Source organism: Proteus penneri, from assembly GCF_003144535.1.
Lineage (GTDB): Bacteria > Pseudomonadota > Gammaproteobacteria > Enterobacterales > Enterobacteriaceae > Proteus > Proteus penneri.
This window is the reverse complement of record NZ_PHFJ01000004.1, coordinates 1-19,641: the sequence shown is the minus strand read 5'-3', so window position 1 is coordinate 19,641 and position 19,641 is coordinate 1. Positions and strand designations below refer to the sequence as shown.

The 19,641-nt window shown below is 39.0% G+C and carries 18 protein-coding genes and 3 tRNA genes; 12 read left to right on the top strand and 9 right to left on the bottom strand.

The genetic code is table 11. From position 1 onward, the window contains the following. The first annotated feature begins 62 nt into the window (after window positions 1–62). The 5 genes from cysP to cysM all read left to right on the top strand — a co-directional run bounded on the left by cysP (window position 63) and on the right by cysM (window position 4,939). Window positions 63–1,082 (top strand): thiosulfate ABC transporter substrate-binding protein CysP, encoded by a 1,020-nt coding sequence (gene cysP, locus CUB63_RS06640; RefSeq protein WP_109847725.1) that lies wholly within the window; start codon window positions 63–65, stop codon window positions 1,080–1,082. After that, window positions 1,082–1,915, top strand: a complete 834-nt coding sequence (gene cysT, locus CUB63_RS06635) for a sulfate/thiosulfate ABC transporter permease CysT (protein WP_109847724.1) — start codon at window positions 1,082–1,084, stop codon at window positions 1,913–1,915. The genes cysP and cysT overlap by 1 nt, the downstream gene beginning before the upstream one ends. Then, a complete protein-coding gene (cysW, locus tag CUB63_RS06630) occupies window positions 1,915–2,757 on the top strand; it encodes a sulfate/thiosulfate ABC transporter permease CysW (protein WP_006533413.1) in 843 nt (280 codons plus the stop codon). The genes cysT and cysW overlap by 1 nt, the downstream gene beginning before the upstream one ends. Window positions 2,758–2,788: 31 nt before the next feature. Further along, on the top strand, window positions 2,789–3,877 hold the full coding sequence (cysA, locus tag CUB63_RS06625) for a sulfate/thiosulfate ABC transporter ATP-binding protein CysA (protein ID WP_109847723.1): 1,089 nt from the start codon (window positions 2,789–2,791) through the stop codon (window positions 3,875–3,877). Between the two features lie 177 nt (window positions 3,878–4,054). Further along, entirely contained in the window at window positions 4,055–4,939 is an 885-nt protein-coding gene (gene cysM, locus CUB63_RS06620) for a cysteine synthase CysM (protein ID WP_109847722.1), read from the top strand. Window positions 4,940–5,161: 222 nt separating this feature from the next. On the opposite strand, the gene crr is transcribed toward cysM, so the two are convergent. From crr to cysK, 4 genes are all read right to left on the bottom strand, one after another. After that, window positions 5,162–5,671 carry a PTS glucose transporter subunit IIA gene (gene crr / locus CUB63_RS06615; RefSeq protein WP_006533410.1) on the bottom strand — a complete coding sequence of 170 codons (510 nt, stop codon included), beginning with the start codon at window positions 5,669–5,671 and terminating at the stop codon, window positions 5,162–5,164. 49 nt (window positions 5,672–5,720) lie between these two features. Beyond that, window positions 5,721–7,448 (bottom strand): phosphoenolpyruvate-protein phosphotransferase PtsI, encoded by a 1,728-nt coding sequence (ptsI, locus tag CUB63_RS06610; RefSeq protein ID WP_109847721.1) that lies wholly within the window; start codon window positions 7,446–7,448, stop codon window positions 5,721–5,723. 137 nt (window positions 7,449–7,585) lie between these two features. Beyond that, complete coding sequence (ptsH, locus tag CUB63_RS06605) at window positions 7,586–7,843, bottom strand: phosphocarrier protein Hpr (protein WP_006533407.1); 258 nt, start codon at window positions 7,841–7,843, stop codon at window positions 7,586–7,588. A gap of 329 nt (window positions 7,844–8,172) precedes the next feature. Further along, window positions 8,173–9,126: a cysteine synthase A gene (gene cysK, locus CUB63_RS06600; RefSeq protein WP_109399864.1), complete on the bottom strand. Its 954-nt coding sequence runs from the start codon at window positions 9,124–9,126 to the stop codon at window positions 8,173–8,175. Window positions 9,127–9,362: 236 nt separating this feature from the next. Here cysK and CUB63_RS06595 point away from each other — a divergent pair, with 236 nt between their 5' ends. After that, window positions 9,363–9,893 (top strand): hypothetical protein, encoded by a 531-nt coding sequence (locus tag CUB63_RS06595; RefSeq protein ID WP_072063224.1) that lies wholly within the window; start codon window positions 9,363–9,365, stop codon window positions 9,891–9,893. 122 nt (window positions 9,894–10,015) lie between these two features. Here CUB63_RS06595 and cysZ read toward each other — a convergent pair whose 3' ends face one another. Continuing rightward, window positions 10,016–10,786: a sulfate transporter CysZ gene (gene cysZ / locus CUB63_RS06590; RefSeq protein WP_109847720.1), complete on the bottom strand. Its 771-nt coding sequence runs from the start codon at window positions 10,784–10,786 to the stop codon at window positions 10,016–10,018. A 223-nt stretch (window positions 10,787–11,009) separates the two neighbouring features. On the opposite strand from cysZ, the gene zipA reads away from it, so the two are divergent. The 4 genes from zipA to CUB63_RS06570 all read left to right on the top strand — a co-directional run bounded on the left by zipA (window position 11,010) and on the right by CUB63_RS06570 (window position 16,047). Beyond that, entirely contained in the window at window positions 11,010–12,038 is a 1,029-nt protein-coding gene (gene zipA / locus CUB63_RS06585; RefSeq protein ID WP_109847719.1) for a cell division protein ZipA, read from the top strand. Between the two features lie 182 nt (window positions 12,039–12,220). Further along, on the top strand, window positions 12,221–14,248 hold the full coding sequence (gene ligA / locus CUB63_RS06580) for an NAD-dependent DNA ligase LigA (RefSeq protein ID WP_109847718.1): 2,028 nt from the start codon (window positions 12,221–12,223) through the stop codon (window positions 14,246–14,248). Window positions 14,249–14,476: 228 nt separating this feature from the next. Beyond that, window positions 14,477–15,661, top strand: a complete 1,185-nt coding sequence (locus CUB63_RS06575) for a NupC/NupG family nucleoside CNT transporter (RefSeq protein ID WP_006533399.1) — start codon at window positions 14,477–14,479, stop codon at window positions 15,659–15,661. 170 nt (window positions 15,662–15,831) lie between these two features. Continuing rightward, window positions 15,832–16,047, top strand: a complete 216-nt coding sequence (locus CUB63_RS06570) for a DUF3820 family protein (protein ID WP_072063220.1) — start codon at window positions 15,832–15,834, stop codon at window positions 16,045–16,047. A 2-nt stretch (window positions 16,048–16,049) separates the two neighbouring features. Here CUB63_RS06570 and CUB63_RS06565 read toward each other — a convergent pair whose 3' ends face one another. Then, window positions 16,050–16,490, bottom strand: coding sequence for a MarR family winged helix-turn-helix transcriptional regulator (locus tag CUB63_RS06565; RefSeq protein ID WP_109847717.1), 441 nt, complete (start codon window positions 16,488–16,490; stop codon window positions 16,050–16,052). A 183-nt stretch (window positions 16,491–16,673) separates the two neighbouring features. On the opposite strand from CUB63_RS06565, the gene CUB63_RS06560 reads away from it, so the two are divergent. Next, window positions 16,674–17,426 (top strand): SDR family NAD(P)-dependent oxidoreductase, encoded by a 753-nt coding sequence (locus CUB63_RS06560; RefSeq protein ID WP_072063487.1) that lies wholly within the window; start codon window positions 16,674–16,676, stop codon window positions 17,424–17,426. Between the two features lie 65 nt (window positions 17,427–17,491). Here CUB63_RS06560 and CUB63_RS06555 read toward each other — a convergent pair. From CUB63_RS06555 to gltX, 3 genes are all read right to left on the bottom strand, one after another. Further along, window positions 17,492–17,567: transfer RNA gene (locus CUB63_RS06555), tRNA-Ala, on the bottom strand. A 27-nt stretch (window positions 17,568–17,594) separates the two neighbouring features. After that, window positions 17,595–17,670, bottom strand: a tRNA-Ala gene (locus tag CUB63_RS06550). A gap of 157 nt (window positions 17,671–17,827) precedes the next feature. Next, entirely contained in the window at window positions 17,828–19,246 is a 1,419-nt protein-coding gene (gene gltX / locus CUB63_RS06545) for a glutamate--tRNA ligase (protein ID WP_006533395.1), read from the bottom strand. A 319-nt stretch (window positions 19,247–19,565) separates the two neighbouring features. On the opposite strand from gltX, the gene CUB63_RS06540 reads away from it, so the two are divergent. Further along, window positions 19,566–19,641: transfer RNA gene (locus tag CUB63_RS06540), tRNA-Val, on the top strand.

Sequence of the window (19,641 nt, the reverse complement as noted above, 5' to 3'; positions counted from 1 at the left end):
TGTTATAAATAAAGCCGATAAAGTAACCATTAGAATAAAACTTACAATGATGGGTACTTTTGATGAAGAAAAATACAATCAAAACCTTTGCATTACAAACAACCGCAGTATTGTCTTTGGTTGTTAGTAGTTATGCAGGGGCCGCTCAATTACTTAATAGCTCTTATGACATTGCGCGAGAGTTATTCACACAGCTAAATAGTGATTTTAAAACGCAGTGGGATGCGCAGCATCCTGATGACAAAGTGACTATTAAACAATCTCATGCGGGTTCTTCTAAGCAAGCACTTGCGATATTGCAAGGGCTACCTGCGGATGTAGTGACCTATAACCAAGTTACAGATGTGCAAATTCTGCATGATAAAGGCAAGCTTATTCCTGCAGATTGGCAACAACGTTTGCCTAACAATAGCTCACCTTATTATTCCACTATGGCGTATTTAGTTCGCAAAGGTAATCCTAAAAATATTACAACATGGGAGGATTTAACCCGCGAAGATGTCAAAGTGGTTTTCCCTAATCCAAAAACATCAGGTAATGGGCGTTATACCTATTTAGCTGCTTGGGGCGCTTTTGAAAAAGCTTATGGTAATGATGCAAAAACCCAAGAAGCAATGAAAAAGTTCCTTAAAAATGTTGAAGTGTTTGATACGGGAGGTCGTGGTGCTACAACCTCTTTTATTGAACGTGGGCTTGGGGATGTGCTGATCAGTTTTGAATCCGAAGTTAATAATATTCGCCAGCAATATGGTGAAGATGAATATCAAGTTATTGTGCCACCTGTAGATATTCTAGCTGAGTTTCCAGTCGCTTGGATTGATAAAAATGTGCAACGTAATAACACAGAAACATTGGCAAAAACTTACCTCAATTATTTATACAGCCCTAGAGCACAAGAGATCATCACGCAATTTAACTATCGCGTAAATGATAAAGCAGTCATGGCTCAAAAAGCAGCACAGTTTCCAACAACATCTTTATTTACCGTTGAAGAGATATTTGGTGATTGGAATAACGTGATGAAAACGCATTTCACAACTGATGGCATGCTTGACAAGTTATTAGTGCAAGGACGTCAATAATGTTTATCACAACCAGTAAGCGGGTATTACCGGGATTTGGATTAAGCTTAGGCGGAACACTGTTTTATACCTGCTTGATCTTACTATTACCAATGAGTGCGCTGGTTGTGCAACTTTCTGATATGAGTTGGTCCCAATATTGGGCGGTGATAACACATCCTCAAATTGTGGCTGCGTATAAAGTCACACTATTAGCGGCTGCGGTTGCCAGTATTTTTAATGCTATTTTCGGTATGTTGCTTGCATGGATCATTACTCGTTACCGTTTTCCGGGTAGACGACTACTTGACGGTTTAATGGATTTACCTTTCGCTTTACCTACGGCTGTTGCTGGCTTGACGCTTGCAACTCTTTTTTCAACACAAGGCTGGTACGGTTTTGTATTGGATAAATTTGATATCAAAGTCATTAATACATGGATTGGCATCGCCGTTGCTATGGCTTTTACCAGTTTACCTTTTGTTGTAAGAACAGTTCAGCCAGTGCTTGAAGAGTTAGGCCCTGAGTATGAAGAAGCTGCTGAAACACTCGGGGCGAGTCGTTGGCAAACTTTTCGTAAGGTTGTATTACCGGAGTTATCGCCGGCGCTAATAGCGGGAACTGCGCTCTCGTTTACGCGCAGTTTAGGTGAGTTTGGCGCTGTGATTTTTATTGCTGGCAATATTGCATGGCAAACAGAAGTCGTTTCTTTGATGATTTTTATTCGATTGCAAGAATTTGATTATCCTGCGGCAAGTGCTGTGGCTTCCGTGATTTTACTTGTTTCTTTAGTCTTACTGTTTTCAATTAATGGATTACAAAGCCGATTTGGTCAACGGTTGAGGGGGCATTGATGTCAGATATTATGCAACAACGCTCTATCTATCGTCGCCAAATAGATTGGGTAAAGTGGGGATTAATTCTTACAGGCGTTGTGTTATCCATTTTATTTTTAGTTGTGCCGATTGCGTGGATCTTTATGACTGCGTTTTCAAAAGGTGTTGAAATATTTACTGAAAACTTATTAGACAGCGATATGTTACATGCTGTCTGGTTAACGGTATTAATCGCGTTAATCACGGTGCCTGTCAATATGTTGTTTGGTGTCAGTATGGCATGGCTGGTTACTCGCTTTCGTTTTCCGGGGCGACAACTATTAATGACACTCATTGATATCCCTTTTGCGGTATCGCCTGTTGTCGCTGGACTGCTCTACTTGCTTTTTTACGGCAGTAATGGCTGGGCTGGTCAATGGTTATCTCAGTTTGATATTCAGCTTATGTTCTCATGGCCGGGAATGGTTTTAGTCACCGTATTTGTCACTTGTCCTTTTGTTGTTAGAGAACTGGTGCCGGTGATGATGAGTCAAGGTAGCCAAGAAGATGAAGCCGCGGTGTTATTAGGGGCGAGTGGATGGAAAATGTTTTGGCGTGTGACATTACCAAATATTCGCTGGGCATTGTTATATGGTGTGGTTTTAACCAATGCCAGAGCCATTGGTGAGTTCGGCGCTGTTTCGGTGGTATCTGGTGCTATTCGTGGTGAAACCTATTCACTGCCGTTACAAGTTGAATTGCTGCATCAAGATTACAATACTGTTGGTGCATTTACTGCAGCTGCATTACTCGCGATGATGGCAATTTTTACCTTAATGTTTAAAAGTGCTTTGCAATGGCATTTAGCCCGTCAGCAATGACATCATTATTGACACAAAGTAGAGGCAAAATATGAGTATTGAAATTAATAGTGTCACAAAATATTTTGATCGCACTGAAGTGTTGCATGATGTCACCCTTGATGTCGCTTCAGGTGAAATGGTGGCACTGTTAGGGCCTTCAGGATCAGGAAAAACAACGCTTTTACGTATTATTGCGGGATTAGAACATCAAACCCAAGGAAAAATCTGTTTTGAAGGGCAGGATGTTAGCCAATTGCATGCGAGAGATCGCAAAGTTGGCTTTGTTTTTCAGCACTATGCGCTGTTTCGCCATATGACCGTATTTGAGAATATTGCTTTTGGTTTAACAGTATTACCTCGACGAGAGCGCCCGAACAAAGAAGCTATTCATAAAAAAGTGCAGCAGTTGTTAGAGATGATCCAATTGCCTCATTTAGCGCAACGTTACCCAGCACAATTATCGGGTGGGCAAAAACAGCGGGTGGCTTTAGCTAGGGCTTTGGCTGTAGAGCCTCAAATTTTATTATTAGATGAGCCTTTTGGTGCTTTAGATGCCAAAGTAAGAACAGAATTACGCCGTTGGCTACGTGAATTGCATGAAGAGCTTAAATTTACCAGTGTCTTTGTGACTCATGATCAACAGGAAGCGATGGAAGTTGCTGATCGCATTGTGATTATGGGGAATGGTAAAATAGAGCAAGTAGGGACACCACAAGAAGTATGGCAATCACCACAAAGCCGCTTTGTTTTAGAATTTCTAGGTGATGTGAATCATCTACAAGGTGAAATTAATGGCGCTCAATTACAGATTGGGGGATATCACTTGCCATTATCGGTGATACCGCTTTATCAAGGTTCAGTCGATGTGTTTTTACGCCCTTGGGAAATAGCATTAAGTACACATGAAAATAGTGTTTGTCGATTACCGGTTAAAGTCATTGAGGTTTCACCTAAAGGACATTATTGGCAATTGATTTTACAGCCCATAGGATGGAATAAAACGCCAATTACGGCAGTATGGAATGAGATGTCTTTAACGCCAACAAAAGGAAACACCTATTATATGGGCGGTGCTCAAGCCCGTTTATATTCGGGCGATACACCCTTAAAAACGGTATCGTTAGCTTATACTGCCTAATTTCATTATTAATCTATCGCTAATTTCACTCTTTTTCACCCATGCTTATTTCTGGCGTGGGTGTTTTGGTTTCTATAAAAGCAAAGAGACTTATCGAATTGCATTAATATTATTGCGTTAATAAGTTAAATGTGATTTCTTCATTAATACAGACAAATAAATGAGCAGGGACTTATTGTGGCAGGGTTAGAACAATTTATTGGTAATACACCATTAGTAAAACTACAACGACTTACGCAAGAGGTAGACGCTGAAATCTGGGTTAAACTTGAAGGCAATAATCCTGCAGGTTCAGTTAAAGACAGAGCTGCATTATCGATGATTGAACAAGCGGAATTACGCGGTGAAATAAAACCGGGTGATACGCTGATTGAAGCAACCAGTGGTAATACGGGTATTGCCTTGGCGATGATTGCGGCGGTAAAAGGTTACCGCTTAAAATTGTTAATGCCTGAGAATATGAGTAAAGAGCGTCAAGCTTCTATGCAAGCTTATGGCGCAGAATTGATTTTAGTAAGTCGTGAAGTCGGTATGGAAGGTGCGCGAGATCTTGCACAACAAATGGAACAGCAGGGCGAAGGAAAGGTATTAGATCAATTTAATAATCCAGATAACCCAAGAGCCCATTTTTTGTCAACAGGCCCCGAAATTTGGCAACAGACGCGAGGCCGTATTACACATTTTGTGTCAAGTATGGGCACAACAGGCACCATTACAGGTGTAGGTAGTTATTTAAAAACACAATCTGACCAAGTACAAATCATTGGACTTCAGCCAGAAGAAAAAAGCCAAATTCCAGGTATTCGTCGCTGGTCACCCGCTTATTTGCCGGGAATTTTTAAAAAAGAGCTGGTGGATAGTGTGATTGATATGTCTCAAACCGAAGCTGAATCAACAATGCGCCTTTTAGCAAGTCAAGAGGGTATCTTCTGTGGCGTAAGTTCTGGAGGGGCTGTTGCTGGCGCTCTGCGCGTTGCAAAAGAAAATCCAGGGGCAGTGATTGTGGCGATTGTTTGTGATAGAGGGGATCGTTATTTGTCGACGGGTGTTTACTCGTCATAATTCAAACTGCAGCGTTACTCGTCATACTTTAAGGTGTAGCGTTGTTGACTGCGTTCATTCGCACTAGGCACATACTTGTGTATGTTCCTAGCGACTTATTTACTTGTCGCCTAGCTACATCTTGAATTATTTAGAGTATTTTGGGTCTTTGGTCTTGGGGTTTTGAATATAAAAAAACCGCCACATATGGGTGGCGGTTTAAATAGAGAACATTACAGAAGATTATTTTTTAATCTGAATAATAACGGTTTCACCAACAGTAACTGGGCCTGTCATTTTGGTTAAACCTTGAATTTCATCCATATTAGAGATAACAACGGGTGTTAAAACTGATTTTGCTTTTTCTTCTAATACAGCTAAGTCAAATTCTAAAATAGTATCACCGACTTTTACTTGCTGACCTTCTTCAGCGATACGTTTAAACCCTTCACCTTTCAGTTCAACAGTGTCGATACCGAAGTGGACAAATAACTCGATACCGTTGTCAGACTCAATAGAGAAAGCATGGTTAGTCTCGAAAATTTTACCGATAGTACCATCGACTGGCGCAACAATTTTATTACCAGCAGGTTTGATAGCAATACCGTCACCTACGATTTTTTCAGCGAAAACAACATCAGGAACTTCTTCGATATTGACGATTTCACCTGAAAGTGGTGCGACAATATCAATCGTGCCACTGCCTTTCTTTTCCTCTGAAACCAGTGATTTTAATTTATCAAACAGACCCATGAATCTTCTCCTAATTATTGTAGTTGGGACCGGGCTCTGGCTAATGCGATTAGCACAGTGTCTTTTCTTTAGTAAAAGTTTCTACTAAGTCCATCAATTCTTTAGCAGTTGGCTGAGCAAGTGCTTGCTCTGCTAGTGCTTTTGCATCATCGTAATTCGCGTTACGAATCACTTTTTTGATGCGAGGAATTGAAATAGCACTCATACTAAACTCATCTAATCCCATGCCGAGAAGGAGCAATGTTGCTCGTTCATCTCCAGCAAGTTCACCACACATTCCAGTCCATTTACCTTCAGCATGTGATGCATCAATTACCTGTTTTATCAGGTTGAGTACTGCAGGTGACATTGGATTATATAGATGAGATATCAGCTCATTTCCACGGTCTACAGCCAGAGTATATTGTGTTAGATCGTTAGTCCCAATACTAAAAAAGTCAACTTCTTTTGCCATATGACGAGCCATCACTGCTGCGGCAGGGGTTTCTACCATCACACCGACTTCAATAGATTCATCAAAAGCTTTCTTTTCTTCACGAAGCTGGCTTTTTAGTATTTCAAGTTCTGCTTTCAATGCACGGATCTCTTCAACAGAGATAATCATTGGAAACATAATGCGTAGTTTACCAAAAGCAGATGCTCTTAAGATAGCACGTAATTGTGGATGAAGGATCTCTTTACGGTCAAGACAAATACGAATTGCACGCCAGCCTAAGAATGGGTTCTCTTCTTTTGGTAGGTTCATGTAAGGTAAGTCTTTATCACCACCAATATCCATAGTACGAATAATGACCGCAGAACTTCCTACTGCTTCGGCTACCGCTTTATAGGCTTGGAATTGTTCCTCTTCTGTTGGTAAAGAGTCTCTATCCATAAATAAGAATTCAGTACGATACAGACCAACACCTTCAGCACCGTTACGTTCAGCACCCGCAACATCTCGAACTGTACCAATATTAGCGCAAACTTCGACTTGATGCCCATCAAGTGTAATAGCAGGTAGGTCTTTAAGTTTTGCCAATTCTTCTTTTTCGTGCAGGTACTCGTCTTTGATTGCTTTTAATGTTTCGAGTTCCTCATCTGATGGATTAATAATGATTTTGTTATTAATCGCATCAAGAACAAGATAATCGTCTTTTTTAATGGTTTGTGTCGCATTAGATGTTCCTACGATAGCTGGAATTTCTAATGAACGAGCCATAATAGAGGTGTGAGATGTTCTACCGCCTAAATCAGTGATAAAACCTAATACGTTGTCTAAGCTTAATTGAGCAGTTTCAGAAGGGGTAAGGTCTGTTGCAACTAAAATAACTTTTTCTGAAATAGCGCTTAGATCGATAATTGGCATTTCTAAAATATTGCGCATCAAGCGTTTACCAATATCACGGACGTCAGCCGCACGCTCTTTTAGATATTCGTCATCTAACGCTTCTAATGCAGTTGCTTGATCTTCAATAACTGATTGAACAGCAGCTTCAGCGGTTTTTTTGTCACTTTTGATGAGAGCAACAATTTCTTGTTCTAATTCTTCATCTTCTAGCAACATGATATGACCTTCAAAGATTTCGGCTTTATCCGCACCAAGGTTTTTTTCAGCACGTTCTTTAATAATTTCTAGTTGTTGTGCAGATTTATTACGGCCGTCTTTAAAGCGTTCGATTTGATCCTCAATTTCATCACTTTGGATCTTACGTTGGCTAATAATGATAGGTTCTTCTTTGAGGAGAAGGGTCTGACCAAATGCGATACCGGGTGATGCTAAAATTCCTGAAATCATAATTTATCCTACGACTTGCTGGTGATAATCTTAAAAGAATAGGATTGCAAAATACTGTTGTTTTAAAATCATCATTGAAATTAACTCCCCTGAATAGTTTCAGGGGAATAAATACTGTGCTAATAATTAATCGCGAATTATTCTAATTCCGCCATTAATTTTACCAATGCTTCAACGGCTTGTTTTTCATCTTCGCCTTCTGCAGAGATAGTCACAACAGTACCTTGAGTTAAGCCTAACGTTTGTAATTTGAAAAGGCTCTTCGCGCTGGCAGATTTGCCGCTAGAGATAAGCGTGATATCTGAAGAGAATGTTTTGGCTTCTTTTACAAATTGTGCCGCAGGACGAGTATGTAAGCCGTTTGGTGCTGTAATAGTAACTTCTTGCTGGTACATAGGATATTTTCCTTTTATAACTCAATTGTTCACATTAAGTCAGGACTTAGTAAGTGTAGATGAATTTGTCCTGCTTTGCGTAGCAATATCAGATAATATTAAGTCGTAAAGCGTCATCTGATAAAAATAGTGTTCAGAAAGATAAAAGAGTTCGTTTTGTTATCTCGGTTATTTTCTGATTAATTTCGACCTTCGAAATAATTAATTGATTAAATACTAAACTCGAAGAAATAAATCACCTGTCTGGATGACAAACTTTGATCTCTACCACAAAAAAAGCACCATTGAGGTGCTTTTTTAATAAATATTTTACAATTGAGTGATGCGATTTAGCTGTCAGAAATATCAGCAAAAAGTGGTGTACTTAAATAACGCTCACCTGAAGAAGGTAAAATAACCACAATTTCTTTGTTTGCAAATTCGGGCTCTTTTGCAAGTTTTACGGCTGCCGCAATAGCTGCACCTGAAGAAATACCTGCGAGAATACCTTCTTTCGTCATAAGTTCACGAGCAGTATCAAAGGCTTCTTCGTTAGTGATTTGAATAACGCGATCCAGTAACGATAAATCTAGGTTTTCAGGAATAAAACCTGCTCCGATGCCTTGGATTTTATGAGGGCCTGGTTTAATTTCTTCACCAGCTAGAGCTTGAGTTATAACAGGGGAGTCTGCTGGTTCAACCGCAACCATTGTTACTGCTTTACCTTGTGTGTTTTTCAAATAGCGACCAATACCTGTAATAGTACCGCCAGTGCCGACGCCAGCAATAACAGCAGCTACTTCACCATCAGTGTCATTCCAGATTTCAGGGCCTGTGGTTTTTTCATGAATTTCAGGGTTAGCTGGATTACTAAATTGTTGTAGTAAAAGGTAACGGCCAGGATCGCTATCACGAATTTCATTGGCTTTATCGATAGCCCCTTTCATGCCTTTTGCGCCTTCAGTCAGCACTAAATTAGCCCCTAATGCTTTGAGTAATTTACGGCGCTCTACACTCATGGTATCAGGCATTGTCAGTGTTAATTTGTAGCCACGAGCTGCTGCAACATAAGCCAAAGCAATCCCAGTATTACCACTAGTAGGTTCTACAAGTTCAACACCTTCTTTAAGAATACCTTTCTTTTCTGCATCCCAAATCATGTTGGCACCGATACGGCATTTTACACTGAAGCTTGGGTTACGAGATTCCACTTTAGCCAGAATGTTACCATTTCCGAAATGCTTTAAGCGAATTAAAGGAGTGTGCCCAATAGTTTGCGAGTTGTCTTCGAAAATCTTGCTCATTTTTATCCTCGGTACATGATTTTTTATAAGGTCAGATGAAATTACCATACGCCATCAAGCTAAAGATGGAAATAAGCTTTATGAATATACTTATAACTTTTTTATCTTTTTATTCCAAAAGATTCTAATCAAGAGTCAGTGAGACAATTCACAAATTAATAAATCAAGAGATGTGCAGTATATTGATGGCTGATAATCTATTTTTAACTACATTTCTTGCAAATACAGGGGTCATAATGGAAACCATTGAAGAGTTGATTAACGCACTTGAACTCGCTGTACCAGAATTAGATGCGCAAGCTTTGCGTGAAAATTTACCCGAGTCCGATGCTCAAGAAGATGTACTTAATTGGCTATACGAATCGCTCTCTGCTCAAGGATTAATGGATTATGTGGAATGGACAGAATATTTTGGTGATATTCCTGACTTGAAATCGTTAGAACAGATTTCTTTGTCTGAATCACCTGGCGCACTGATTTTATCTCAAGTTGAAAATATTGATTGGGATGAAGTGAGTATTGATCCTTATATGTTGCCTTATGAACTACCTTATTTGGAATATATTAACTACTTTTTGACAGAAAAAGGGTTACGATTGGTTGATCTCACACCGTTTGAAAATGCTTATATTCTCTGCATTCGAGATGATGAAGAGATTATTGAAAAACTAGATGGTGCATTAAATATCTTTGAAATGGGAATTAATGAGCGTGAGCCGATGGATAGAGAAGAAACCAAAGATTATATTCGTTCATTAATTGAGTAGTCTGGCTAATAACAAAATAAGCCCAACCACGCTATTGAAAAAAGTTTAAAATAAAACCCCGCTTACAATTAAATAAAACGGGGTTTTTTGTATTTATCGAGATGTTGCTAAATTAGTTAGGCTTACCACTGCCCATCTTGCACATGCTGTTTACGATAACGATCGCACCACATTGCAGTCGCTCCACAAATTGCGACGGGCATGATGACTAAATTTAGAATAGGGATCATGGTAAAAATATTAATAACCATACCAAATTGAAGGTTATTCCATTTGTCCTGTTTGAGTGAGGATTTCATCGCTGAAAATGAAATTTTATGGTTATCAAATGGGAAGTCATTATATTGAATTGCCATCATCCAAGCACCAAAAGCAAACCATAAAATAGGGGCAACGGTTTGTCCGATAGCAGGAATAAAATAGAGCAATAACAAGACAATAGCGCGTGGTAAATAATAAGCTATTTTAATTAGCTCACGTTTTAAAATACGTGGAACATCTTTCAATATACCCGCAATACCCGTATCTGGTGGTGCAATGCCAGTTATTTGGCCTTCTAATTTTTCAGCCAATAATCCATTAAACGGAGAAGCAATAATATTGGCTAAGGTACTAAAGAAATAAGTGAACACTAATAAGATAAAAATAACGGATAATGGCCAGATTAAATAACTCAACCACTGTAACCAATCAGGCACTTTTTCCATCATCCAATTGACCATGCCACCAATTTGACCATATAACCACCAAAAGGCGCTTCCGAGAATAATAATATTGGCTAGTAATGGTAAGATAACAAAACGTTTTAGCCCTTTGCGTGTAATTAAACGCCAACCAAGAGCAAAATAATGAAATCCATTTAAATTTTTATTCGTTTCTGTCAAATTTGTCATACTTCCTATTCTCTCCAATGAGGGCAAGCTAGTATCATATAGGGAGATAATCAGCCTTACTAGTCATGAATTGTCTAAAAAATGTGCATAAGAGATTGATGTGTGTATCTTTGTGACAAGAAAATTAAGTATTGGCTTGCACTTATGAGCATTGGCAAATACTCTTAGTAAAAAGTAATATTTGCCAACGTGGCTATTAAACCTCAAGACAACAGAGATAGAAATGATGCAGCAAAATTTGCGTCTGATATTAATCGTTGTTGGTGCGATTTTAATCATAGCTTTGTTATTACACGGCTTATGGATTGGTCGAAAAGAGCGTTCTAAGCTTTTCCGTAATCGCCCAGTAAAACGTCAGAAACAGAATTATCAGTCAGATGAGAACGATGACGAACCACAATATGCTGAGGCTAGTCATCAGACATCAACTTTATCCTCTACTGAAAAGCGGGAGAGTGAGCCACCGATAAAATCGGCGCCTCTACATGAACCTGAAATTTCAGTGGTAGATAGTGATCCATTAATGTCTGAAACCCAAACAAAAGGGAACTCTCACGATACTTCATTACAGCAAGAGCCCAGCCTTGGTGTTTTTGATGTGATTGAAAAAGAGCCAACACCTATTGTTAGAGATGAGCCAAAACCAGCTCCTGCGGTTAATGTTGCGAGTGAAATAAAATCACACGTTAATACAGAAAGCCCATCTGCAAATTTTGAGCCTTCAATTTCAGAGACAGCGGCTCATGTGACTCCTGTTGAAACTGAGGTTTCGCATCATGTTCCTGCTGAAGAGTCAATGGCAGAATCGGCTTCACAAGCGTCAGAAGCAGAGAAAGAGCTGGTTATTGTTCTAAACGTAAGTGCACATCATGGTCAAATGCTGGATGGTGAAGCGTTAATGCAAAGTATCATTCAAGCTGGATTCCAGTTTGGTGAAATGAATATTTTCCATCGTCATCTTAATCCAACAGCTAATGGGCCTGTATTGTTTAGTTTAGCGAATATGGTGAAACCGGGAACATTTAATATTGATACAATGGCGGAATTGACGACACCAGGTGTATCAATGTTTATGATGGTGCCATCTTATGGTGATGCTAACCAAAACTTTAAATTGATGTTACTTACGGCTCAACGTATAGCATCTGATGTAGGTGGTGTTGTGCTGGATGATGAACGCAAACTCTTAACGCCACAAAAAATCGAGCTTTATAAATCTAGAATTCGCAGGACGTTGGATCTAAATCAATAGCTTTATACTCGTCATACTTCAAGTTGCAGCGTTGTTGACTACGTTCATTCGCACTAGTCACATACTGATGAATGCTCCTAGCGATTCGTTTACTTGTCGCCTAGCTGCACCTCGAATTATTTAGAGTATATATCTGTAAAAATACCCCCGCTTGCGGGGGTTTTTCTTCTTTGGTGATAATCATGAATAAAAACACTCAACAAAAAATTGATAAACTTCGCGTTACTCTACGTCACCATGAATATCTCTATCATGTCATGGACGCACCTGAAATACCTGATGCTGAATACGATCGCTTAATGAATGAGCTAAAAGCATTAGAAGCTGAATATCCCGAATTAATTACCTCTGATTCGCCTACACAGCGAGTTGGTGCCTTACCTCTAACTGCATTTGAGCAAGTGAGACATGAAATTCCGATGCTCTCCTTAGATAATGCTTTTGATGAAACAAGCTATCTGGCGTTTGATAAGCGTTTACGTGATCGTTTAAAGAATAGTGAAGAGATTACTTTCTGCTGTGAATTAAAATTAGATGGATTGGCTGTCAGTTTACTTTATGAAAATGGAGTATTAGTACAAGCTGCAACGCGTGGTGATGGTACAACAGGGGAAAATATCACTGAGAATGTAAGAACGATCAAAGCCATTCCACTGCGTTTATATGGTGAAAATATTCCTGCTCGTATTGAGATCCGTGGCGAAGTCTTTATGAATGAAAAAGGGTTTGAATATTTAAATGAGGAAGCTCGTCGCACAGGTGGAAAAGTTTTTGCTAACCCTCGTAATGCTGCAGCCGGCTCATTAAGACAGCTTGATCCCCGTATCACAGCAAAACGTCCATTAACCTTTTTCTGTTATGGGGTCGGGGTACTCGAAGGTGGAGAATTACCAACAAGCCACTATAAGCGCCTACAACAGTTTAAAAAATGGGGATTGCCCGTTAGTGATGCTGTTAAACTTTGCACAGGTAGCAAAGCAGTACTTGATTTTTACCACCATGTAGAAGAAATTCGCCCTAACTTAGGCTTTGATATCGATGGTGTCGTTATTAAGGTGGATGATATTGCTCTGCAAGAAGAGCTGGGTTTTGTCTCAAGAGCACCACGTTGGGCTATTGCTTATAAATTTCAAGCTCAAGAGCAAATGACGATTATCAAAGATGTCGAATTTCAAGTTGGACGTACTGGAGCAATTACCCCTGTTGCTCGTTTAGAGCCGGTACAAGTTGCTGGTGTTGTTGTGAGTAATGCTACATTACACAATGCTGATGAAATTGAACGCTTAGGGATACGCATTGGCGATACGGTGGTTATTCGTCGAGCAGGTGATGTTATTCCTCAGGTTGTTAGTGTGATCGAAGAGAAACGTCCAGCTGATGCACAAGAGATTATTTTTCCAACGCAATGCCCAATTTGCCAATCTGATATAGAGCGTATTGAAGGCGAAGCGGTAGCGCGTTGTACAGGAGGATTAATTTGTGGTGCACAACGTAAAGAAGCACTTAAGCATTTTGTTTCTCGTCGTGCGATGGATGTCGATGGTATGGGCGATAAAATTATCGACCAACTGGTTGAAAAAGAGTATGTCAAAACGCCAGCAGATCTTTTTCGTTTAGATGAAAAAATCCTATCTGGTTTAGAGCGAATGGGTGAAAAATCAGCAAAAAAATTGATCACTGCTTTAGACAAGGCTAAATCAACGACATTTGCGCGTTTTATTTATGCTCTCGGAATTAGAGAAGTCGGTGAAGCAACGGCAAGTGGATTAACCGCCCATTTTTCTACGCTTGAAGCATTACGAAATGCGGATGTTGACGCGCTAAAATTAGTCCCTGATGTAGGCGATATCGTGGCTAAACATGTCGTTAATTTCTTCCAAGAAGAACACAATAGAACGGTTATTGATCAATTGATCAATGATGCTGGTATTACATGGCAAGCACCTATTATTGTGACTCATGAAGTGGGTGAAAATCCTTTTGCAGGTAAAACTGTCGTGTTAACTGGATCACTTTCACAGTTAACCCGTGATGAAGCAAAAGACAGATTAGTTGCATTAGGTGCAAAAGTGAGTGGAAGTGTTTCTAAAAAAACTGACATGGTGATTGCGGGTGAAGCGGCTGGCTCTAAGTTAGTGAAAGCTAATGAATTAGGGATAACTGTTATCGATGAAGATGAAATGATACGATTACTTGATCAATCGAAATAATCATTCTACTATTTAATAAATGCTACTGGAAAACCTTCCTAGTAGCATTTTTTACTTAAGCTAAATGTACATTTAATGTTCCTTAAGTAACTTTGAAAATGTGATCAACCTATCTTATTTAATAAATAGTGTGTATATGGTTTCATAGTATTGTGACAAAAATCACATCGTAATGTTACGCGTTACATAAAATGCTCTACAAGATTTATTTTTATTTTTGGAGCATGCATGTCTTCTATCATTCACTTCGTTTTAGCACTCGCCGTTATTGGCGCATTAGCATTCATTGCGAGTAACAATCGCAAAGGGATCCGTCTGCGTTATATCGTGCAGTTATTAGTTATTGAAATCGCATTAGCATGGTTTTTCCTCAACTCTGATGTTGGCGAGGGCTTTGTTCGTGGATTCGCTGGATTATTTGATCACTTATTAGGTTATGCCGCACAAGGTACTGAGTTCGTATTCGGTGGCATGATGAAAGGTGGTTTAGCATTCTTCTTCCTGAATGTTTTATGTCCAATTATCTTTATTTCTGCATTAATTGGTATTCTTCAGCATATCAAAGTATTACCTTTCGTGATCCGTATTATCGGTACAGTGCTTTCTAAAGTGAATGGTATGGGGAAACTGGAATCTTTCAACGCAGTGAGCTCATTAGTTCTTGGTCAATCAGAGAACTTTATTGCTTATAAAGATGTTTTAGGCAAAATGTCTCAGCGTCGTATGTACACTATGGCTGCAACAGCAATGTCGACAGTATCAATGTCAATTGTTGGAGCATACATGACAATGTTAGATCCAAAATACGTTGTTGCTGCTCTAGTACTGAATATGTTCAGTACCTTTATCGTCCTTTCGGTGATTAACCCATATTCTGTTGAGAATGAAGAAGATATTCAAATGGGTAATCTTCATGAAGGTCAAAGCTTCTTTGAAATGTTAGGTGAATACATTCTAGCTGGTTTCAAAGTTGCGTTAATCGTAGCTGCAATGCTGATTGGGTTTATTGCCTTAATTGCTGCAGTGAATGCAATTTTCAGCATGATTTTTGGTATTAGCTTCCAAGATTGCTTAGGTTACGTTTTTTATCCATTAGCATGGGTTATTGGTGTTCCAGAGCAAGATGCATTACGTGTTGGTAGTGTTATGGCAACTAAACTAGTGTCTAACGAATTCGTTGCAATGGGTAGCTTACAAGATATTGCTGCTGAAATTTCACCGCGTTCTGTTGGTATCTTGTCTGTATTCTTAGTTTCATTTGCTAACTTCTCTTCAATCGGGATTGTGGCAGGTGCGATTAAAGGTTTAAACGAAGTACAAGGAAACGTTGTTTCTCGTTTCGGTTTGAAATTACTGTTTGGTTCTACATTAGTAAGCTTCTTATCCGCAGCTATCGCAGGTCTGTTTGTTTAATCTTGGAAGATAAAATAGATAGGTAGCATGTGAATAAAATAACAATGTAAATTGCATCACTTGTTAATCAAGTAACAGAAAATCAAGCAGTACCTTTGGGTACTGCTTTTTTTATCTTTAAATTACCCTATAATCGGAACTATTTCTTCAAGGGCAATGTGGTAGAGAACATGTTAGAGAAACAGCATCTTATTGATATAGCAAACACACAAATGCCATTTGGTAAGTACAAAGGGCGAATGTTAGTTGATTTACCTGAAGAGTATTTATTATGGTTTGCTAAGAAAGGACAGTTCCCTGAAGGAAAACTAGGGCAACTCATGGAGATGACCCTTGCAATTAAAATTGAAGGCTTAGAAGGACTATTAAAGCCCTTAAAGCGATGATGTTAATTATTATCTATACCGGATTTTTCAGGTGTTAATGCATTAATAATTTTCTGACTTAATTCAATAAATAATGTTTGTTCTCCGAGCGTTAAACATTCACTTATTTTTTCAGCATTTTGTTTTCGACCTAATGCTGCTCTTGCTAAAAAAGCGTGACCTTCATCAGTTAAATGGGTAATAAATTCACGCTTATCTTTTTCAGAACGTTTTTGTGCAATAAATCCTAATGATTTTAATCCTCGCATAAATTTCGACAAATTTTGTCCTGAAATAGCCAAAGAATCACTCAATTGAGAAGGGGTTAAGTCACCTCGTAAGCGTAATAATTCCAAAATATCATATTGACCCCAAGTGACTTGCTCTGGGGTATAACGAGTTCGCTGCGCGACTAATGTACATTGTAATAATGACAATGCATTTTCTAATTCACATTTTTCCATAAATACGCCATCTCATGAATTATGTTAACTAAAGTTAATATTATCAGGTCATGCATTTTGAACAAACTTTATATTGATTAACTAAAGTTAATCAAATATTATGGTATATAGTTAACTTTGGTTAATTATTTTATGGTTGCTTGATAGAAACTGATGTTATTGATAAGAGGTAAAGTTGAAATGATGGATTATTTTAAAGGTAGAGTGATTTTAGTCACTGGTGCAAGTACTGGTGTAGGTGAAGGTATTGCACAGTTACTATTTCAACGTGGTGCGACGGTTTTCATTACAGGTAGGCATTTAGATCAAGTAATAAAAACAGCACGTTCTATTGATATAACAGGCGAGAAAGTGATTGCTTTACAGGCTGATATGACCTCATCTTCTCAAGTCGAAAAAATGATTGAGGCTGTTATGTCTCAAGCTGGAGCATTACATGGCTTGGTTAATAATGCAGGGATCACGGGGCCTCATAATACGTCTATTGTGGATTATGAGATTGAAGATTGGAAAGCAGTAATTGATACAGATATCAATGGCGTATTTTATGGGTTGAAATATGGTATACCCGCAATATTAAAAAGTGGAGGAGGGAGTATTGTGAATCTTTCTTCATCTAATGGCATCGTGGGAATTGCGGGTATTTCAGCATATACAGCAGCTAAACACGCCGTATTAGGGATCACACGTTCAGCTGCGCTTGAGTTTGCAGATAAAGGAATAAGGATCAATGCTATTGGGCCTGGGTATGTTGATACGCCAAGAATGCAAATGCTACCCAACGAAGTTCGTGAATGGATGGCAAATACACACCCAATGAAAAGAATGGCAACTAGAGATGAAGTCGCTAAAACGGTTGCTTTTTTACTTTCAGATGAGAGCAGTTTCTCAACAGGAGCGTTTTATGCCATTGATGGCGGTTACACTGCACAGTAGAAATAAATAAAGGGAGAGTAGAAAACAAAAAATCCCGAAGATTTCTCTTCAGGATCTTAAAATTCTGGTGGAGCTAAACGGGATCGAACCGTTGACCTCTTGCATGCCATGCAAGCGCTCTCCCAACTGAGCTATAACCCCACATATTGGATTGTTCTAGAAGTATATTGGTGGAGCTAAGCGGGATCGAACCGCTGACCTCTTGCATGCCATGCAAGCGCTCTCCCAACTGAGCTATAGCCCCAACATACTGGAACGGGCTTGATAATAGGCAACAAGCACAATACTGTCAATCAGTTAATCTCACATTATTTATTGATTGCTGAAAAAGAGTACAAAAAAAAGATACATTCCCTATTTTAGGAATGTATCTTTCTTGATAAGCAAGATTAACGAGTAAATTAAGCTTGGTTTTCTCTTTCAGTAATAAAGTCTAATGCTTTATTAATACGTGCAATACTCCGTGTTTTACCAATAGCATGAACAGTAACATCTAAGCCTGGAGATTGGCCTGCACCCGTTACAGCAACACGTAATGGCATACCCACTTTACCCATACCGATTTCCAATTCATCAGCGGTATCTTGAATAGCTTGGTGAATATTTTCAGCTGTCCACTCCGTAATTGCTGATAATTTATCGCGAACAACTTCTAATGGTTGACGAGCAACTGGGCGTAAATGTTTTTTCGCAGCTGTTTCTTCAAAGTTCTCGAAATCAACATAGAAGTAATGGCAACTTTCAGCCATCTCTTTTAATGTTTTACAGCGTTCGCCTAATAATTTGATCAGTTCAACTAATGATGGGCCATTACTGGTATCAATATTTTGTTGTTTGATATGCCAATCTAAATGAACAGCGACTTTCTCAGCTGGCAGTGTATTGATGTAGTGATGGTTTAACCAAAGTAGTTTATCAGTATTAAATGCACTGGCTGATTTACTGATAGCTTCTAAAGTGAAGTGTTCAATCATTTCATCAATAGTAAAGATCTCTTGGTCACCATGAGACCAACCTAAACGTACTAAGTAGTTTAATAGTGCTTCTGGTAAATAGCCCTCATCACGATATTGCATTACGCTGACAGCGTTATAACGTTTAGATAATTTTTTACCATCATCACCTAAAATCATTGATACGTGAGCATATTCTGGTACAGGCGCACCTAATGCTTTGAGAATATTGATTTGGCGAGGTGTGTTGTTGATATGATCTTCACCACGAATAACGTGAGTGATTTCCATATCCCAGTCATCAATAACAACACAGAAGTTATAAGTTGGGGATCCATCAGTACGACGAATAATTAGATCGTCAAGCTCTTGGTTACTAAATTCAATTGGGCCACGAATTTTGTCATCAAAAATAACAGAACCTTCTTGAGGATTTAAGAAACGCACAACATGAGGCTCATCAGCGCTGTGATTATGGTTACCACCACGGCAACAACCATCGTAACGCGGTTTTTCACCTTTGGCCATTTGATCTTCGCGTAGCTGTTCTAAACGCTCTTTAGAGCAATAGCAACGGTATGCAGTACCCGCAGATAACATTTGATCAATCACTTGGTTATAGCGATCGAAGCGTTTAGTCTGATAATAAGGACCTTCATCCCAATTCAGATTTAACCAATTCATACCGTCCATGATTGCATCGATGGCTGGCTGAGTAGAACGTTCTAAGTCGGTATCTTCTATACGCAGTACAAATTCGCCCTTATTGTGACGGCTATATAACCAGGAATAAAGTGCGGTACGCGCACCACCAACATGTAGATAGCCAGTAGGACTTGGTGCAAAACGGGTTTTTATTTTACTCATTGGGATTGCCTTTGTACGTCTTACTTATATAGATAAGTAATCGTGATTATCAAAAAAACGAAATGGTTACCTCATTTTATCACTGGATGTTAATTCCTCAATGGCATTAAGCCTTTAACAGAGATAAAATTTTCAAATTGATGATTTTTTGTTTGACGAAGAGTACCCGTAGGATTATTTTGGTTAATTGCTGTATCACTTATGATGCTAAAAAAAGCATCTTGACTAAAAATAAAACGAACGATCATTTTCACAATAAAAAACTGATAAAAATCGTTGACTCATAGCGCAGTATCCCTATAATGCACCCCATCACGACGGGCGGTTAGCTCAGTTGGTAGAGCATCTCCCTTACAAGGAGGAGGTCGTTGGTTCGAGCCCAATACCGCCCACCA

Coding starts and splice junctions, on each gene's coding strand:
- CUB63_RS06570 (WP_072063220.1), top strand. CDS start 15,832: ATGTTAGAGAAACAGCATCTTATTGATATAGCAAACACACAAATGCCA.
- cysZ (WP_109847720.1), bottom strand. CDS start 10,786: ATGACAAATTTGACAGAAACGAATAAAAATTTAAATGGATTTCATTAT.
- CUB63_RS06565 (WP_109847717.1), bottom strand. CDS start 16,490: ATGGAAAAATGTGAATTAGAAAATGCATTGTCATTATTACAATGTACA.
- cysP (WP_109847725.1), top strand. CDS start 63: ATGAAGAAAAATACAATCAAAACCTTTGCATTACAAACAACCGCAGTA.
- ptsI (WP_109847721.1), bottom strand. CDS start 7,448: ATGATTTCAGGAATTTTAGCATCACCCGGTATCGCATTTGGTCAGACC.
- cysK (WP_109399864.1), bottom strand. CDS start 9,126: ATGAGCAAGATTTTCGAAGACAACTCGCAAACTATTGGGCACACTCCT.
- cysA (WP_109847723.1), top strand. CDS start 2,789: ATGAGTATTGAAATTAATAGTGTCACAAAATATTTTGATCGCACTGAA.
- gltX (WP_006533395.1), bottom strand. CDS start 19,246: ATGAGTAAAATAAAAACCCGTTTTGCACCAAGTCCTACTGGCTATCTA.
- cysW (WP_006533413.1), top strand. CDS start 1,915: ATGTCAGATATTATGCAACAACGCTCTATCTATCGTCGCCAAATAGAT.
- ptsH (WP_006533407.1), bottom strand. CDS start 7,843: ATGTACCAGCAAGAAGTTACTATTACAGCACCAAACGGCTTACATACT.
- CUB63_RS06595 (WP_072063224.1), top strand. CDS start 9,363: ATGGAAACCATTGAAGAGTTGATTAACGCACTTGAACTCGCTGTACCA.
- cysT (WP_109847724.1), top strand. CDS start 1,082: ATGTTTATCACAACCAGTAAGCGGGTATTACCGGGATTTGGATTAAGC.
- CUB63_RS06560 (WP_072063487.1), top strand. CDS start 16,674: ATGGATTATTTTAAAGGTAGAGTGATTTTAGTCACTGGTGCAAGTACT.
- crr (WP_006533410.1), bottom strand. CDS start 5,671: ATGGGTCTGTTTGATAAATTAAAATCACTGGTTTCAGAGGAAAAGAAA.
- CUB63_RS06575 (WP_006533399.1), top strand. CDS start 14,477: ATGTCTTCTATCATTCACTTCGTTTTAGCACTCGCCGTTATTGGCGCA.
- zipA (WP_109847719.1), top strand. CDS start 11,010: ATGATGCAGCAAAATTTGCGTCTGATATTAATCGTTGTTGGTGCGATT.
- ligA (WP_109847718.1), top strand. CDS start 12,221: ATGAATAAAAACACTCAACAAAAAATTGATAAACTTCGCGTTACTCTA.